Consider the following 16,930-nt stretch of genomic DNA (forward strand, 5'->3'; position numbering starts at 1 on the left):
CGCGTCAGTCCATGGGCCAGACCGAGAGGACCCAGACCGGGGAGCCGCCGCGCGCGGACACGCGGAGGGCGGCGCTCTCCTCGACGTCGGAGCAGAAGGCCACGCCGGCGCCCTCGCCGCCCTCGCCGGCGTCGTCGCGCGCGGCGCGGTCGCCCACCTCGACGGAGATCCGGAGCGCGCGCATCTCGCCCCGGACCAGCGCCGCCGCCGCGAAGTAGCAGCGGCCCGGCTCGACCTCCACGGGGACGAGCGTGTCGCCCTGCGCGCCGACGGCCTCGGCGATCGCCTGCGCGCGCGGCGCGGGCGCGTGGCGGCGCTTCAGCGCGGCGGCCAGGTTGCCCCGGGCGCGCGCGCCGAAGTACCCCGGCACGTGCGGGGGCATCGGCCACTGCGCGTCGGACAGCACGACCTTGACCGGGCCCGCGGCGCCGAGGAACGGCACCTCGACGACCCCGGGCTCCCCGAGGCAGAAGTCGAGCCGCGCGTCGGGCGCGTCGGAGCGGTCGCGATCGAGCAGCCGCCCCGTGCCCGCCTCGCGCGCCTCGGCGTCCAGATCGGTCGCGCGGCGCACCGTGGCGCTCGGGACCTCGGCCATCAGGTCGAGCCGGTGACAGCCCTCGGGGAGCTTGACCGAGAACTGCCCCGTCCCGACCGTCGAGGCGCGCATGTCGAGCGGCGCGACGCGCGGCGCCCCCTCGGCGCGGGCCCGGCGCGCGGCGCGCGCGACGCGGGCGTCGAGCGGCCCCGGCTCGGCCGGCCGCCCCGGGTCGCCGCGCGGCGCGACGGGCCCTGACACGCGCTCCGGCAGGATCGCCTCGAGCCGCTCCGGCGGCCCGCTCGACGCCGCGACCACGACCTCGAAGGCGCCGCGCGGCGACAGCACCTCGAGCGCCACGCGGCCCAGCGTCTCGCGCGCGTCCCCGCACCGGACGATCGCCGCGGCCCCGGCGACGCTGTGGATGCGGCGCTCGTCCTCGGGATCCTGGCCGCGCAGCCGGTGCACGAGGCCCTCGAGGGCGGACAGCTCGCCCGAGGACGACTCCGGCTCCAGCGTGAAGTCCACGATGCGCGGCGCGAGGAACGCGACGGTCAGGCACTCCTCCGCCTTCGGTCCGGCCGCGCCGCTCGCGCCGCTCGCGCCGGCCGCGCCGCTCGCGCCGGCCGAGCCGGCGACGCCGCTCGCGCCGGCCACGGCGGCCGCGCCGGCCGGCGGCGGATCGATCGCCAGCACCCGGAGGCGGCCGTGCTCGATGAAGATGGGGGGGAGCCGCGCGACGCGCGCGCCCGAGAGCGACCACATCCGCGCGACGCGCGCGGCGTCGTCGCTGAGGTCCGCGCGCGCCGGCGCCCCCACGGTCAGGCCGGCGAGCGCGGTCAGGCCCGCGAGGGCCGCGCCGCGCGCGGCGCCGACGGCAGCGCGGCGGCCCCGCTCGACGAGGCCGCGCGCCGCCGCCATCAGGCCGGAACGGCTACGACGACTTGCGCATCGCCTCGATGAGGATGCGCGCGACCTCCGGACGGGAGAACTCCGGCGGCGGCAGCTCGCCGCGCTGGAGCAGCTCGCGCACCTTCGTGCCCGACAGGTTGACCTGCGTCGACGCGTCGCCCGGCGCGGTCTTCGCGGTGGCCATCGCTCCGACCACCGTCGAGTAGAACGCGTTCTCGAAGTTGAGCGTCGTGATGCCGAGCTCTCCGGGGCTGAAGGCATTGAAGATCTCCTGCGCGTCGTAGGTACCGTAGTAGCTTCCGACGCCGGCGTGGTCGCGCCCCACGATGAAGTGCGAGCAGCCGTAGTTCTTGCGCGCGAGCGCGTGGAAGATCGCCTCGCGCGGGCCCGCGTAGCGCATCGCCGCCGGGTAGATCGAGAGCAGCACGCGGTCCTTCACATAGTACTTCGCGATGAGCTCCTCGTAGCAGCGCATCCGCACGTCCGCCGGGATGTCGTCCGACTTCGTCGCGCCGACGAGCGGGTGGATCATCAGCCCGTCGCAGATCTCCAGCGCCGTCTTGGTGATGAACTCGTGCGCCCGGTGTATCGGGTTGCGCGTCTGGAAGCCGACGATGCGGCGCCACCCCTTCTCGGCGAAATACGCCCGGGTCACCGCCGGGCCCCGGTCGTACGCCGGGAACGGCGACTCGACCGGCCGCTCCAGCACGCGGATCTCGCCGCCGACGTACACGGGGCCCGTGCCCATCAGGTAGGCGACGCCCGGGTGCTTCGTCTCGGTCGTCCGGAACACCTCCTGCGCCTCGAGCTCCTTGTTCGGCCGCCACTTGTCGCTCAGCTCGATGACCGCCACGATGCGGCCGTCGCGCGCGCGGAGCGCGGCCTCGGACCCGACGCGGAGCCCCTCGGCCGCCTGCTCCGAGACGGCGAGCGTGATCGGCATCGACCACGGCAGGCCGTTCTCGAGGCGCATCTCGCGCACGACGCGCAGGTAGTCCTTCGAGTTCATGAAGCCGCGGAGCGGCGAGAACGCGCCGATCGCGATCATCTCGACGTCGCTCTCGGTCCGCTCGTCGAGCTCGATGACCGGCAGCCCCTTCGCCCGCTCGGCGAGCGACGCCTTCTCCGCGCCCTCGGCCCACCGGTTCACGAGCTCGCCGCCGTGCGGCGCGATGAGCCCGCGGGCGCCGGCCGCCGCCGCCCCCGCGGCGGCAGCGCCGGACACCGACACCGCGGCGCCGCGGCGCGGGATGTACCCGAGCTCCTCGAGCTTGGCGAGGATCTTGGCGAGGCCCTCCTCCTTGGTCTCCTTGTCGGTGTAGACGACCACCTCGGGGTTCTCGGGCGCCTCGTACGGGTCGTCGATGCCCGTGAAGTTCTTGATCTCGCCCGCGAGCGCCTTCTTGTAGAGCCCCTTCGCGTCGCGCTCCGCCAGCACCGGGATCGGACAGGAGCAGTACACCTCGACGAAGCGCGGGTTCTGCGCCCGCTGCTCGTCGCGGATCGCCTTGTACGGGCTGATGGCCGCCGTCATCGCGCACGCGCCCGACCGGGCGATGAGCTTCGCCACGTATCCGATCCGCCGGATGTTCGTATCGCGGTCCTCCTTCGAGAACCCGAGGCCCTTCGAGAGGTTCGTGCGCACCTCGTCGCCGTCGAGCACCTCGACGTGGACGGAGCGGGCGCGGAGCTCGGCCGAAAGCATCGCCGCGAGCGTGCTCTTGCCCGCGCCGCTCAACCCGGTGAACCAGACAACAAAACCTGACATTTAGGCAACTCCTTCGATGATCGAGTGACAACTGCGGAATCGGCCTCTCTGGGCCTCGGGAGCGGATGCCTGCAAGCGGGTGCGGGCAGCGCGAGGACGGCGGACGCGCCCCGGCGCGATGAGCTCAATCGACGACGGAGAACGTCGACGCGACGAACGCGGCGCCGTCCCAGACGAAGAGGCGGTGCTCGGCGATGCGGGGCTCGCCCCCGTCGCCGGAGCCGCCGCGCACGCTGGTGACGAGGAACGCGAGCGGGAACGCGGGCCCGGGCCCCATCACGATCGCGCCCCCCTCCTCGGCCGGCGGCTCGCCGCCGCTCATCATGGCGGCGTCGGTCGGGCTGAAGTAGGCGCCGGCGTCGAGGTGCGAGTGATAGAGCACCTTCACGGGGCGACCCGCCGCGGCCCCCTTCTCGACGGCGTCGGAGAAGCGCTTGCCGTTGAAGTCGAAGAACGTCCGCGCCGTCCGGAAGTACCGCTCCGGATCGACGGCGTGGAGCTTGTTCGCGATGTTCTCCATCCGGACGTGCTCGTCGCAGAGCAGCGGCTCGCCCGCGGGCCCCTTCAGGTACCCGCAAGCCTCCTCGTCGCGCGCGTACCCGGCGAGCGCCTCGGCCTCGACGGCCCTGAGGACGTCCGCCTTGAGGACGACCCCGCCGGCTGTCCACGGGTGAGACATCACCATACGTAACGCTTCTCCCATTTCATGGGCGCAAAATAGCGGTCGCCCCGGTCCGGGACAATCGCCACCACGCACCCTCCCTGCTGTTCGCGGTGCAGGCGCTTCGCCACCTCGAAGGCCGCGAAGATGGCCGCGCCGCCCGAGTGCCCGACGTGCAGCGCCTCCTCGCGCGCGAGGCGATCGGACATGTCCCAGCCCTCCTCCGTCGTGATCCGCATCGTCTCGTGGTACGCGCCCGCGTCGTGGATGGCGGGCACGAGCGAGCTCGGGAGGTGCTTGAGCCCCTCGAGCCCGTGGAGCGCGTCCGCGGGCTCCACCGCGATGCAGCGGATCGGCCGGTGGTGCTCCCGGAGCCTCCGGCTCGTGCCGACGATGGTGCCGCTCGTGCCGACCCCGGCCACGAAGTGCGTGATCCGGTCGCCGACCGCCTCGAGGATCTCCCGCGCGGTGCCGTGGTAGTGGGCGAGCGGGTTGTCCTCGTTCGAGTACTGGTCCGGGTAGAAGTACCTCTCCGGATCCTTCTCGACCAGGGCGCGCACGTGGCGGATCGCGCCGTCGGAGCCCTCCATGGGATCGCTGAAGATGAGCTCCGTGCCGAACGCGCGCGCGATGTCCTTGCGCGCCTTGGACACGTTCGACGGCATGACGAGCGCCACCTTGAAGCCCATCGCCGCGCCGAAGAGCGAGTAGGCGACGCCGGTGTTGCCGCTCGTCGAGTCGATGAGCGTCTTCTGGCTGGTGAGGCGCCCGTCGGCGGCGGCGCGGCTCATCATCCGCAGCGCGGCGCGGTCCTTCACCGAGCCGCCCGGGTTCGTGAACTCGAGCTTGGCGTACACCTCGACCGACGGCGTCTCGCGGCCGATGCGCGACAGGCGCACGAGCGGCGTGTCGCCCACGGCGTCGACGACCGACGCGATCCGGCGGGAGCGGGCGAGGGAGAGCCTCATGACGGCTCGCCTCCCGCCGCGCCGCCCTGCCCCGCCCCGGCGCCCCGGCCGAGCGCGGCCCGCATCTCGGCGAGGGCCGCCCGCGCCCCGGCGAGCACCGCCCGCGCGGCGGGCGACGCGACGAGGTCCGCGGGCGCGAGCGCGTCGACGTCGAGCGCGCCCTCCGCGAGCGCGCCGAAGCCGGCCCCCCGCGCGTAGCGCTCCGCCACCTCGCGCGCGAGCGGCGGCGCGCCATCGCCGCCGCCGCCGAGCACGCGCGCCGTCGCCGCCCCGAGCCTCGCCTGTCCCTCTGGACCGATCTCCGCGAGCAGCACCTGGCGGAGATAGCGCGGGTCGTCCACCTCAGCCCCCGGCGATCGCGGGGACGATCGCGACCTGATCGCCGCCCTTCACGGGCGTCTTCAGCCCGTCGAGGAAGCGGATGTCCTCGTCGCCCACGAAGATGTTCACGAAGCGCCGCACGCCCTTCTCGTCGAGGAGCCGGTCGCGGATGCCCGGGTAGCTCTTCTCGAGGTTCTCGATCAGCTCGCCGACGGTGCCGCCGGCGGCTTTGACCTCGTCCTGCCCGCCGGTGAGGGTGCGAAGGGGGGTCGGGATGCGGACGGTCGCGGTGTCAGCCATGGTCATGCTCTCCAGTGTTGAGGTGGGCCGGGGAGCCGCTTCCGCGGTCCCCTTCAACGTAGGTGGGGGCTCCGTTGTCACGGTCCCCTGCAACAAGGGTCGGGGATCCGCTCTCGCGGTCCCCTTCTGCAGCACACGAGATCACGTAACGGGACGCGTCGATGGTCGCGATGTCGGCGCGCTCGCCGCACAGGGCGCAGGCGGGGCGCGCGGCGACGGGGACGCTCCGCAAGGTGTCCGACAGGCCGTCGTACGTCGCGATCCGGCCGTAGACCGACGCGTCGCCCGCCAGGATCGCGAGCGCCCGATCCGCCGCGATCGCGCCGGCCACGCCGCACACCGGGCCCGCCACCCCGGCCGTCGCGCAGTCCGGCGCGTTCCCGGTCGGCAGGTCCTCGAACAGGCAGCGGTAACAAGGCCGCCCCTCCGCCGCGACCGCCATCACCGTCGCGCGCCAGCGGATCGCCGCCGCGTGCACCACCGGCGTCCTGGTGAGGCGGCACACGTCGGCGATGAGGAACCGCGACGCGAAGTTGTCGGTCGCGTCGACCACGACCGAGACGCCCGGCATCAGGGCGGCCGCCGCGCTCGGCGTGAAGCGGCCGTACCGCCGATCGACCCGGAGCGTCGGGTGGCGGCGGCGCAGCGCCTCGGCGAAGGCGTCGAGCTTCGGGCGGCCGACGTCGTCGGCGTCGAACAGGATCTGCCGGTGCAGGTTCGTGATCTCGACCTCGTCGTCGTCGGCCACGCGGATCTCCCGCACGCCCCCCGCGGCCAGCGCCAGCGCGGCCGGCGCCGCGATGCCCCCCGCCCCGACGAGGAGCACGCACCCGCGGACCGTCGCGCCGCCGCCGCCGCCGCTCATCGGAAGTACTCGTCCAGGCTGAAGTACCGCTCGCCGGTGTCGCACAGGACCGTCACGACGTTGGCGTCGGGGCCGAGCTCGCGCGCGACGTCGAGCGCCACCCGCACCGCGGCGCCGGCGCTGATGCCGACGAGCAGCCCCTCCTGCCGGGCGAGCGCCGCCTTGATCTCGTACGCGGCGCGATCGCTGACCGTGCGCACCTCGTCCACCACGCCCGGATCGTAGTTCGCCGGGACGAACCCCGCCGCGAGCCCCTGGATCTTCGTCGGCCCCCGCTCGCCGCGCGAGATCGTCGCGCACGACTCGGGCTCGACCGCGATGACGCGCGTCGCGGGGCGCAGCCGCTTGAGCACGCGCCCGACGCCGCTCACCGACCCGCCCGTCCCCACGCCCGCCACGAACGCGTCGATCCTCAGCGACTGCCGCGGGCCGGGCCGCCCGGGCGCGTCGAGCCCCGCCATCGCGTGCAGGATCTCCCGCGCGGTGGTCTCCGCGTGGACGCGCGGGTTGTCGGGGTTGTCGAACTGGCCGAGGATGATGGCGCCCGGGATCTCGGCGGCGAGCTGCTGCGCCTTCTCGATGGCGCCCTCCATCTGCTGCTCGGGCTCTGTCAGCACGACCTCCGCGCCGTAGGCCTCGAGCAGCTGGCGGCGCTCGAGGCTCATGCTCGCCGGCATCGTCAGGATGCAGCGGTACCCCTTGGCCGCGCACACGATCGCGAGCCCGATCCCGGTGTTGCCCGACGTCGGCTCGATGACCACGCCGCCCGCGCCCGGGCCGAGCAGCCCGCGCGCCTCGGCGCCCTCGATCATCGCGAGGCAGATCCGGTCCTTCAGCGAGCCGCCCGGGTTCTGCTGCTCGGCCTTCCCGAAGACGCGCCCCCGGGGCGTCGCCGCGTCGACGCGGCGGATCTCGAAGAGCGGCGTGTCGCCCACGAGGTCGAGCACGCTGTCGACGACGCGCGGGTGCGAGGGCAGCGGGGGCAGCTCGGCCGCCCCCGCGGGTGCGCGGGGGACGCCGGGGGACGGGTCGTCTCGGTCAGGGCTTCTCATGGGAGCTCGGCTCAGATCACGTAGGTCGACCGCTCCGGCCGCCCCTTGCGGCGCACGCCGAGCTCGACCCCGCGCTCACAGACGTCGGCGATCGACACCGCGTCGAAGCAGCGCTCGATCGCGAGCGCCAGATCGTGGAACACGGCCGTGGGCGGGTCGAGCGTCGAGCTCTCCGGGTTGCCCTCGTCGTCCGGCGCGATCACCGCGACCGGCCCCTCCAGGGCGCGGACGACGTCGCCCAGGCTGATCTCGCTCGCGGGCCGCGCCAGGTGGTAGCCCCCGCGCGGCCCCCGCTTCGAGCTGATGAGCCCGGCCTTCTTCAGGTCCTGGAAGATCTGCTCCAGGAACCGCGCCGGGATGACCTCTCGCTCCGAGATCTCGCGGATCTGCGTCGGCCGCCCGTCGTTGTGGAACGCGATATCGAACAATGCGCGCACACCGTAGCGACCCTTGTTCGAGAGCTTCACCGCCAGTCCTATGCATTGGTGCATCGGGGAAGTCAAGAACCGCACAATCCGCGACTTGAGCTTCGTTCCGTGCGACACGGCACCCGAACAGCGCACAGAAACCGGCCGGTGCAGCGAAATTGACAGCCGAGGTTCACCGTTCGCCGCGTCATGGCGAGCAGGCTCTCGGCTTCCTGTTGAACCGGATGGGACGGGTTCAGTAGCTTCGAGAGGTTCGAGGCTGCGAGTCGCCGCGCGTGCCGGAGGGCGCGCGGGACCCGATCGACGCGTCCGCGTCGCACGGTTCGGGCCGCGGCGCACCAACCCAGGAGTCGTCCGGTGGCTTTCTATCAAGATCCCCCATCACTCGGGAACCAGTACGACGACGACCGCGTGCTGCGGTCCTACCTCGCGCGGGTGCTGCCGCGCGAGGTGGCCGCGGCGATCACGCCCTCGCTGCGGGAGATGGGCGAGCTCGCGGGCGGCCGCCTCTACCGCCTGCAGCTCGCCGACCGCGAGAACGAGCCGGAGCTCACGTCGTGGGACGCCTGGGGCAAGCGCGTCGACCGGGTCGAGGTGACGCAGCTCTGGAAGGAGGCGGCGCGCATCGCCAGCGAGCACGGGGTCGTCGCGACGGCGTACGAGCGGGCCCACGGCGCGTTCTCCCGCGTCCACCAGTTCGCGCTCGCGTACCTCTTCGACGCGTCGAGCGACGTCTACACGTGCCCGCTGGCGATGACCGACGGCGCCGCGCGGGCGCTGCTCGCGAGCGACAACCGCGCCCTCATCGACCGCGCGGTGCCCCGCCTTACAGGCCGCGACCCGGCGCGCGCCTGGACGTCGGGGCAGTGGATGACCGAGCGCACCGGCGGCTCGGACGTCGGGCGGAGCGAGACCGTGGCGCGGCCCGGGCCGGACGGGGCGTACCGGCTGTACGGGACGAAGTGGTTCGCCTCGGCGGCCACGTCCGAGATGGCGCTCGCGCTCGCGCGCCCCGAGGGCAACCCGGAGGGCAGCCGCGGGCTGGCGCTGTTCTACGTCGAGCTCGCGGGCGAGGACGGGCGCCGCGAGGGGGTGCTGATCAACCGGCTGAAGGACAAGCTCGGCACCCGCAAGGTCCCCACCGCCGAGATCACCCTCGACGGCGTCCTCGCGACGCCGGTTACGGGCCTCACCAACGGCGTCCGGGCGATCGCGCCGATGCTGAACGTGACGCGGACCTGGAACGCGATCGCCGCCGTCGCGGGGATGCGCCGGGGGCTCGCGCTGGCGCGCTCCTACGCCCAGCGCCGCGCCCTGTTCGGCGCGACGCTGGCGGAGAAGCCGCTGCACATGGACACGCTCGCCGAGCTCCAGGCCGAGTTCGAGGGCGCCTTCCACCTGACCTTCCGCGCGATCGAGCTGCTCGGGCGCGAGGAGACCGGGTCGCTCACCGAGTCGGAGGCGAAGCTCCTGCGGCTGATGATCCCGATCGCGAAGCTCACGACCGCGAAGCAGGCGGTGTCGGTGCTGAGCGAGGTGCTCGAGGCGTTCGGGGGGGCGGGCTACATCGAGGACACGGGGCTGCCGCGCCTCCTGCGCGACGCGCAGGTCCTGCCGATCTGGGAGGGCACGACGAACGTGCTCGCCCTCGACGCGCTGCGGGTGATCCTGAAGGACGGCTCGCTCGACATCCTCGCGGCCGAGGTGGCGCGCCTCCTCACGGGCGTGGTCGAGCCGAAGCTCGCCGAGGCCGAGACGGCGGCGTCGCGCGCGGTGTCCCACGCCCGCGCCTGGATCAAGGAGATGGCCGCCACCGACCGCCCCGGCCTCGAGGCGGGCGCCCGCCGCGTCGCGATCACCCTCGGCCGGGCGCTCTCGCTCGCGCTGCTCGTGCGGCACGCGGCGTGGGCCATGGACCGCGAGCGAAGCCGGGCCGCGCTGGCCGCCGCCATCCAGTTCGAGCGCAACGGGGTCGACTGCATCCGCGACCACGACCCCGACACCGTCGAGACCCTCGCCGAGACGACGCGCCAGAAGCCCGCCACCTGAACAGACGGCGCCCCACACAGACCTGAACAGCGCCCGTCCACCCCCGGGCGCCGTAGGCCGACCGCGGCCGCCGTTCCGCCCCGCCTCGCGAGCCTACGACGATTTTTCCGCCGGGTTCCTGCGTTCTGAGCACGCAGAATTAACGTGCATTTTCGGAGTGTTGCGAACGACGCGGCGTCGCCGGAGGCGGACGACTTTTGTCCTACCGGCGCGCAAAGGCACTAGACGGAACTACCTGAACGGGCATACAGTAATCCGTAGCTGCGGCGCTGAACGCGTGCCCGACGGGGGCGGCGTGCGGGCGGTCCTGGCCCTCAGGGCGGGGGCCGTGCGCGCGGCGTCCCCGGTGGGGTGAGATCCGCCTGCGCGCGCCGGCACTGGCGCGCGAGGGACTTCGTCCGCCTCACGGACGGATCGGGCTCGCGTAGCCCCGGGCACGCGCGCGGCGCGCGGTGCCGGAGAGCGCACACGACGAGCTGCGAAGAGGCGAGATGAAGACGCAATACACGCTGCTGTCCGGCGAGACGGTCGAGTTCGCCACGCCGGTCGGCGAGCTCGGCACCTTCCTGTGCCGGGTGCTGGCGGCGGCCCGGGATCCCGCGGTGTCCGAGGCCGACCTGACCGATCTCGTCCTCGGTCCGGAGAACCCGCTGCTGGACAAGACCGCCGTCGCGGGGCGGAGCGTGGCGACGGCCGACGTGTACCGCGATCCGGCGTTCCACGTGATGCTCGACTGCCTGGCGCGCAAGCGGCTGCCGCCCGAGTCGGCGGTGGCCACGCCGCGGACGCGCTACACGATGACGGTGCCGGAGGCCGCGCAGCAGCTCGGCATCTCCGAGAGCGCGGTGCGCCAGGCGATCTACGCGGGGCGGCTGCGCGCGAACAAGGAGGGCGGCACCTACTACCTCGATCCGCACTCGGTCGCGAGCTACCGGGTGAGCAAGCGCGGGCCGCGCCGGCAGGACCAGGAGGCGAAGGGGCCGCCCGGCGGCCCGCTCGACGCGCGCATCGGCTCGGGCCCGGACGCGAGCTTCCGGGTGAAGCACAGCCGCGACGACTTCGAGCTGACGGAGAAGCGCGGCCCGGAGTGGACGGGGATGATCCCGAGCGGGTGGCGGCGCATCGCCGTCCTCGGCACGTCGCGGGACCTCTCGCGGTACTGGGAGATCGAGCCGGCCGAGGGCGAGAGCGTGCTGCACTTCGAGGGGTTCTACCTCCGCGGGGGCTTCCGCATCGTCGAGACCGTGAGCAGCACGCAGCGGGCCCTGGCGGCGTTCAAGGGGTTCCAGCCGCGGTGAGCGCGGGCCGCGGGGGCACGCGGCGCCCGCGCGACCCTCAGAAGCGGGCCTGGGCGCTGACGCCGCCGCCGACGAAGTCGGGGTTCACGAAGGTGCGCAGCGCGAGCGTGCCCTCGGAGGGGTCGCGCTCCATGAAGGTGCCGTTGTTGTCGCGCACGTACTGGACCCACGCGACCGCGGAGAGGATCCGGCTGATGTCCCACTTGAGGCTGACGCGGGCCTGGAAGATGGGCACGGCGGACCGGTCGTAGGGGAGGATGGACAGGTTGCCCTGCTCGCGCACGACCACGGTGCGCGCGATCGGCGCGCTGTAGAGGTCGAACGAGGTCGTCTTGAAGGTGGCAGGGAGCTGGAGGCCCGCGCCGATGCCGGGGGTGAGCCGCGCCGGCGCGATGTAGTAGTCGGCCGACAGGGCGAAGAACAGCTCGTCGCCCGTCGAGGCGCCGCGGGTCTCCGGGATGCTCTGGAACGGGATGAAGCTCGGCTGGTTGCGCAGCACGAACGGCAGATCGCGGTAGATGCCGGTGACGCTCGCGCGCGCGTACCCCGACTTGAGGACCGCCTGGAGGGCGCCGGCGCGGGCCGCCTGGCGGGTGGTCACGCCCGCGGACTCGAAGTCCTTGAGGTTCTGGTAGAGGTTCGACGCCTCGAGGCTCACGGCCCAGGTGGTCTTGCCCGGCGTGTAGGCCTCGGGCTTGAAGATGACCTGCGGCCGGTCCGGGTCGTTGCGGTAGAGCAGGAAGTCGACCGACTGCGGGATGGGCTCGCCCTTCGTGTGCGCGACGACGCGGGCCGAGGCGCCGTACGTGTAGACCGGCTCGCCCGCGACGTCGGGCCAGTCGAACCTGCCCTGCTGGAAGTAGCCGGCGCCGAGGTCGGCGTGCACGTAGGGGTGGAGATCGACGCCGCCGCCGAGGAGAAAGCCGTAGTTCGTCTGCGCGATGCGGATCTCCTCGACCTCGCTGGTGCCGGGGGTGAGCACCCGCTGGAGCTGCGTGAGGCTCGCGACCTTGAACCCGGCGAAGACGCTGAACCGCTCGGCATCGAACTGCACCTTCGCGCCGGGCGCGGTGCCGATGATGCGCGGGAAGATTGATTGGTTGATCGACGCGTTCGTGCCGCCCCACGAGATGTCGTAGAGGTAGCCGAGGCGGAACCGGTCGGTGTCGAGGGGCCAGAGCGTGACGCCGAGCCCCGTCTTGCCGTCGGGCTTGCCGTCCGTGTGATAGAAGGCGCGGATGAACGAGCCTGCGTCGTAGAGCGCCTGATTGACGTTGTTGCTGTTCCTGGACAGCGAGGCGAGGTCGATGCGGAGGACGAGCGAAGCCTCGGTGTCCAGCCCCTCGATGAACCCCGGCATCTTCTTGTAGAGCGCGAGGTGCGTCAGGTTCTCGCGCCCGCTGAAGCGGGAGTTGAGGTTGTCGAAGAAGAGCCGGTATTGCTTGCGATCGCCGATGCTCACGTTCGGCGAGATCGGCTGCGCCTGGCCGGTGTCGTGGAGCACGTCGTCGTCGCCGAACGTCCAGGTGAGGCGCGTATCCATGGCGTCGCCGACCCGGACCGGCGGCTCCTCGGCCGGGATCGTCACGCGGGGCTCGACCCGCGGCAGCGCGGTCGCGGCCCCGGCCTCGGCCGCCGGCGGCAGGGCGCCGGGGGCCGGGAGGGCGGCGGCGGGCAGCCCCGCGGCGGGCGGCGCCGCGGCGGCGGGCGGCGCCGCGGCGGGCTCCGGGCCCAGCGCGGCGGGGGTCTGGACCGGCGCGGCGGGCCCGGGGGTCGGCGCGGGGGGGATGTCGGCCGGCGGCGCCGGCGCCGCCGCGGGCGCGTCGGGGGTCTGGGCCGGCGCGGCGGGCGCCGGCGGGGCCTGACCGGGGGCCGGCTGGGGCTGGCCCAGCGCCGGCGGGGCGAGGGTGAGCAGCAGGGCCGCGGAAACGGCGGGGGCGAGGAGCGCGCTTCGGTGCATGGCGGGCGGTGGGCTTCCTTGGGGCCTGGGGGATCCGAGGGCGCGGCGCGGCCGCGAGGGGGAGGCGGCGGCTAGTTGGTCTCCGCGTCGTTGTCGTTGAGGCTGCGCAGCCGCACGCAGGCCTCCGTCGAGGGCTTCGCGGCCGGCGCGCAGCCGGGCGCCTCGCAGACGAGATCGTCCGGGCAGCGGGCCTCGATCGTCCAGTTCAGCGAGCCGCCCGAGAAGTTCCGGAGCGTGCCCGTCACGGCCTCGAGCGCGCGGCCCCGGTGGGACGTCGGATCGAAGGAGCTCACCGTGCCCGTCTGGATCTGGATCATGCTCGACCCGTCCGTGACCTTGTAGTTGCCGCGCGCGGAGTAGCTCGTCCACTCGCTGCACTCGGGGTCGCGCGAGCACGCGTTCGCGCAGCTCCCCTCGGTCCGGCTCTCGAAGTCGACCTGGCCGTCGCCGTTGAGGTCGCAGCTCGACTGCTCCGGGGCGAAGACGTTGTTCCGCGCGGGCTTCGGGCCGAAATTCTTGCTGATGTGGACGCCCTCGACGCGCACGAGCCCGCTCTCGAGGCGCTCCATGGCCGAGGGGTCGGCGATCGTCCGCGCGTCGAGGACCGCGGGCTCCGGGACCGGGCACGGCTCCCCCTCGTGGAACGGCGCGATCTCGTAGGACGGGAACGAGAGCTCGGTGAAGCCGAAGAACTCGTTCACGGTGCCGGCGAGGTACTGGAGCCGATCGCAGACCCGCATGTTGGCGGGGGTGTTGAAGTTGTACGCGAAGAGGTGGTTGTACCCGCCGTCCTGGCCGGTCAGATCGGTGACGTAGAAGCCGTCGCTCGCGACGCGCGTGACGACGACCTCCTGGGGCGCGGCGGTGTCGATCTGGATCCCCTCGAACGCGTAGGGCGTCGCCGAGCCGCCCCCCTGGACGTCGGCGACGCGCGGCAGGGCGTAGGCGACGGGCTTCGACGCGCCGGCGCTGAAGGTGCCGCCCTCCTCGCTGTCGTCGTCGGCGAACGCGCACCCGGGGTCGGCGGGGAAGTCGATCAGCACGTCGCCCGGCGCGTCGTCGTTCTCGCCGTTGGCGCACGCGGGCCGGCCGCCCCGGGGCGCGGGCGCGTAGCCGACGTCCTCGGCCCAGAGCCGGGCGGGCCCGTAGACGGCCGTCACGTGGACCACGCCGGTCGCGACGCCGCCGCGAAGGCGGACGTTGCGGCCGACCGCGAGGTCCGCCTCGTCGGCCGCGACGTCGACCACGGCCCCGGGCTCGACGCTGAGCCGGACCATGCCGTCGAACGGCGCGCGGCGCCCGGCGGGGTCGCGCGCCTCGATCCGGAACGACCAGGCGTCCACCGAGTCGCCGCGGTTGGCCGGGAGGGGCGCCTCGGCGGAGGGCGGCGCCGCCCCGTTCACCTCCACGATCTGGACCCAGAAGCTCGAGATGCCCCGCGGCGGGCCGGCGTCGCTGCCGCACCCGGCGAGCGCCGCGGCGAGGAGGGCCGCCTGGAGCCGCGCCCGCGGCGTCACTGGCCCACCATCCGCAAGCGGCCGTCGGAGAAGTTGCCGAGCCGCCGGTCGACGCACGCGAGGTACTTGCACTGCTCGCCGGCGGCGCTGCACGGGGCGAGCGCGCTCTCGCACTGCTGCCGCAGCTCCGGGGTCGGCGCCCTGGCGCAGACGTCGCGCTGGTAGGCGGCGACGTCGTCGCGGCAGCGCGCGAGCACGCAGGCGCCCTCGGCGCACGGCGCGCCGCCGGTCTTGCACACCGGGCCCTCGACGACCGACTCGGGGCACGCGCAGACGTAGCCCTCGCCGACGCCGGCGCAGTCGGCGTCCCGCTGGCACGACGCGAGCTCGCCGCGGTCGTCCGCGCCGCACGGGCGGCCGGCGCGGATGTAGTCGATGAGCGCGTCGCGCTGCTGCACCTGGGTGTCGAACTGGGTCGTGTTGCGCTGGAGCACGCGGAACCCGCTGCCGCCCTGGGCGAGGTAGTTCGACGTCGCGAGCTCGTAGGTGGCGATCGGGTCGATCGGCTGCCAGCACCGGTTCGCCTCGACGTCGCAGCTGCCGGTGAGGCCGCCCGGGCAGTCGGCGTCGCCGTTCGGGCACGCGATCGGCGGGTCGTGCGCGCCGATGTAGACGTGGGTCGCCACGCCGGGCGCGGCGCCCTCGGAGGCGCGCGCGGCGCAGTCGATGACGACCCGCGCGCCCGCGATCTGCGCCTGCGACACGCACCCGCGGCCGCTCGAGCGGCGCGCCACGAAGTCGAACAGGTCCTGCACCTCGAGGCCGGAGAGCTGCATCTTCGAGATCGAGTTGTCGAAGGGGAAGATGTTGAACATCTGCTCGACGGTCACCGGGCCGGGCACGAGGTCGGCGCGGATGCCCGTCGTGTTGGTGAGGGCGAAGTCGGTCTGGATGCCGAGGCGCAGCCACATCGCCGCGGCGATCAGGTTGCCGAGCGGCGAGTCGCCGCCGCTCGCGGAGACGCGGCGCGAGCCGTCGAGCGCGTAGCCGACCAGGAGATCGAGGTTCGCGAGGGCGTCGAGCCCCTGCGCGTACGGCTCGAGCACCGAGGCGACGATCGGGTCCGCCGGCACGCTCTCGGTCACCGGGAAGAGCTCGTACCGGTTCGAGAGCACCTCGTAGCCGTTCAGCGGGTCGTAGTCGGCGCCGAGCTCCGAGGGATCCTTGGACAGCACGAGGTCGAGGCGGCCGACGAACTTCGCGAACGCGCCGGAGTGCGCGAGGACGACGTCGCGCGGCGTGCAGTAGCGCCGGCGCTTCTCGCCCGCCTCCGGGGAGCGCTCGTCGTTCAGGAGGATGTAGTGGCGCTGCTCCGCCTCGTCGTAGTACCGCGAGCAGTCGCGGACGCGCTTCGGCGGCTGGAGCACGATGTGGTTGTGCCCGCCGAGGACGACGTCGATGCCCGTCGTGGTCTCGATCATCCGCTCGTCGACGTCGAGCCCGAGGTGGGTGACGAAGACGACGACGTCCACGGTGGGGCGGAGCAGATCGACGTAGAACTGCGCGACCTCGGTGGTGTTCAGCGGCGTGACGCCGAGCCGGTTCGGCGCCTCGAAGATCGACGTCAGGCTGGAGAGGTTGCCCATGCCGATGACGCCCACGCGCAGGCCCTCGAGGTCGAAGACCGTGAACGGCTGCAGGATCGCGCCGAGCGGCGACGCGCCGGGCTGCGCGGGGTCCTCGAGGAGGTAGTTCGCCGCGAGGATGGGGAAGCCCGCGTTCTGCTGGAGCTGCACGCCGAGGTTCAGCGCGCCGCGATCGAACTCGTGGTTGGCGACGATCATCGCGTCGACGCCCATCGCGCCGAGGGTGCGGATCTCCGCCTCGCCCGAGTAGAAGTTGAAGATCGGCGCCCCCTGGAAGCAGTCGCCGCCGTCGAGGTGCAGCACGCGCGACGAGCGCGCGCGCTCGCGGCCGATGATATGGGACATGCGCGCGGCGCCGCCGACGTTGGCGATGGATGTCGCCTCGCCGAGGCCGAGGCCCGCGTCGACCTGGCCGAGCTGCAGGTTGTACGGGAAGAGCCGCGAGTGGATGTCCGACGTGTGGAGCAGGGTCAGGTGCGCCTGGCCCACGAGCCGCGTGGGCGGCTGCTCCTGCTCGCAGCCCGCCGCGCACAGGCCGAGCGCCGCCGCGCCGACAGCGAACGCGCGCGTCACGTGCGTCACGCGCGACGCGGCCGGCGCCGCGGACGAGCGCGCCGCCGCGCCGCGCGCCGGTGAGAGGGGAGCCTCGGGGGGCCGCGTCGTCGCCCCCGGCGCCGCGCCCATGGCTTTACGGGACTTCATGAAGCGGC

Annotated in this window: 14 protein-coding genes; 2 read left to right on the forward strand and 12 right to left on the reverse strand. The window is 73.5% G+C overall.

Annotated elements, in window-relative coordinates; all coding sequences use genetic code 11:
- Positions 1 to 4: 4 nt before the first annotated feature.
- The 9 genes from WMF26_RS34450 to WMF26_RS34490 form a co-directional block, all read right to left on the reverse strand.
- Positions 5 to 1,456, reverse strand: a complete 1,452-nt coding sequence (locus WMF26_RS34450) for a hypothetical protein (protein ID WP_437996196.1) — start codon at positions 1,454 to 1,456, stop codon at positions 5 to 7.
- Between the two features lie 13 nt (positions 1,457 to 1,469).
- Complete coding sequence (sat, locus tag WMF26_RS34455; protein WP_437996197.1) at positions 1,470 to 3,215, reverse strand: sulfate adenylyltransferase; 1,746 nt, start codon at positions 3,213 to 3,215, stop codon at positions 1,470 to 1,472.
- 124 nt (positions 3,216 to 3,339) lie between these two features.
- Positions 3,340 to 3,900 carry a Mov34/MPN/PAD-1 family protein gene (locus tag WMF26_RS34460; RefSeq protein ID WP_437996198.1) on the reverse strand — a complete coding sequence of 187 codons (561 nt, stop codon included), beginning with the start codon at positions 3,898 to 3,900 and terminating at the stop codon, positions 3,340 to 3,342.
- Positions 3,894 to 4,844: a PLP-dependent cysteine synthase family protein gene (locus WMF26_RS34465; RefSeq protein ID WP_437996199.1), complete on the reverse strand. Its 951-nt coding sequence runs from the start codon at positions 4,842 to 4,844 to the stop codon at positions 3,894 to 3,896. Before WMF26_RS34465 ends, WMF26_RS34460 begins: the two co-directional genes overlap by 7 nt.
- Positions 4,841 to 5,185, reverse strand: coding sequence for a hypothetical protein (locus WMF26_RS34470; RefSeq protein ID WP_437996200.1), 345 nt, complete (start codon positions 5,183 to 5,185; stop codon positions 4,841 to 4,843). Before WMF26_RS34470 ends, WMF26_RS34465 begins: the two co-directional genes overlap by 4 nt.
- Position 5,186: 1 nt before the next feature.
- Positions 5,187 to 5,465, reverse strand: a complete 279-nt coding sequence (locus tag WMF26_RS34475; RefSeq protein ID WP_012238383.1) for a MoaD/ThiS family protein — start codon at positions 5,463 to 5,465, stop codon at positions 5,187 to 5,189.
- The gene (locus WMF26_RS34480) at positions 5,458 to 6,330 is read right to left on the reverse strand and encodes a HesA/MoeB/ThiF family protein (protein ID WP_437996201.1); all 873 of its coding nucleotides are present in this window, start codon (positions 6,328 to 6,330) and stop codon (positions 5,458 to 5,460) included. Before WMF26_RS34480 ends, WMF26_RS34475 begins: the two co-directional genes overlap by 8 nt.
- A complete protein-coding gene (gene cysK / locus WMF26_RS34485) occupies positions 6,327 to 7,382 on the reverse strand; it encodes a cysteine synthase A (protein WP_437950390.1) in 1,056 nt (351 codons plus the stop codon). The genes WMF26_RS34480 and cysK overlap by 4 nt, the downstream gene beginning before the upstream one ends.
- 11 nt (positions 7,383 to 7,393) lie before the next feature.
- Entirely contained in the window at positions 7,394 to 7,849 is a 456-nt protein-coding gene (locus WMF26_RS34490) for an RrF2 family transcriptional regulator (RefSeq protein ID WP_061626538.1), read from the reverse strand.
- 318 nt (positions 7,850 to 8,167) lie between these two features.
- Here WMF26_RS34490 and WMF26_RS34495 point away from each other — a divergent pair, with 318 nt between their 5' ends.
- Together WMF26_RS34495 and WMF26_RS34500 are read left to right on the forward strand one after the other, a co-directional pair.
- Positions 8,168 to 9,859 carry an acyl-CoA dehydrogenase family protein gene (locus WMF26_RS34495; RefSeq protein ID WP_437996202.1) on the forward strand — a complete coding sequence of 564 codons (1,692 nt, stop codon included), beginning with the start codon at positions 8,168 to 8,170 and terminating at the stop codon, positions 9,857 to 9,859.
- A gap of 491 nt (positions 9,860 to 10,350) precedes the next feature.
- A complete protein-coding gene (locus tag WMF26_RS34500; protein ID WP_437332541.1) occupies positions 10,351 to 11,157 on the forward strand; it encodes a helix-turn-helix domain-containing protein in 807 nt (268 codons plus the stop codon).
- 37 nt (positions 11,158 to 11,194) lie between these two features.
- Here WMF26_RS34500 and WMF26_RS34505 read toward each other — a convergent pair whose 3' ends face one another.
- The 3 genes from WMF26_RS34505 to WMF26_RS34515 form a co-directional block, all read right to left on the reverse strand.
- Entirely contained in the window at positions 11,195 to 13,117 is a 1,923-nt protein-coding gene (locus WMF26_RS34505; RefSeq protein ID WP_437996203.1) for a hypothetical protein, read from the reverse strand.
- A gap of 71 nt (positions 13,118 to 13,188) precedes the next feature.
- Complete coding sequence (locus WMF26_RS34510) at positions 13,189 to 14,634, reverse strand: hypothetical protein (protein WP_437996204.1); 1,446 nt, start codon at positions 14,632 to 14,634, stop codon at positions 13,189 to 13,191.
- Complete coding sequence (locus WMF26_RS34515; protein WP_437996205.1) at positions 14,631 to 16,922, reverse strand: bifunctional metallophosphatase/5'-nucleotidase; 2,292 nt, start codon at positions 16,920 to 16,922, stop codon at positions 14,631 to 14,633. Before WMF26_RS34515 ends, WMF26_RS34510 begins: the two co-directional genes overlap by 4 nt.
- Positions 16,923 to 16,930 lie beyond the last annotated feature (8 nt).

This window comes from Sorangium sp. So ce185 (genome assembly GCF_051526825.1).
In the GTDB taxonomy this organism is placed as follows: domain Bacteria; phylum Myxococcota_A; class Polyangia; order Polyangiales; family Polyangiaceae; genus Sorangium; species Sorangium cellulosum_D.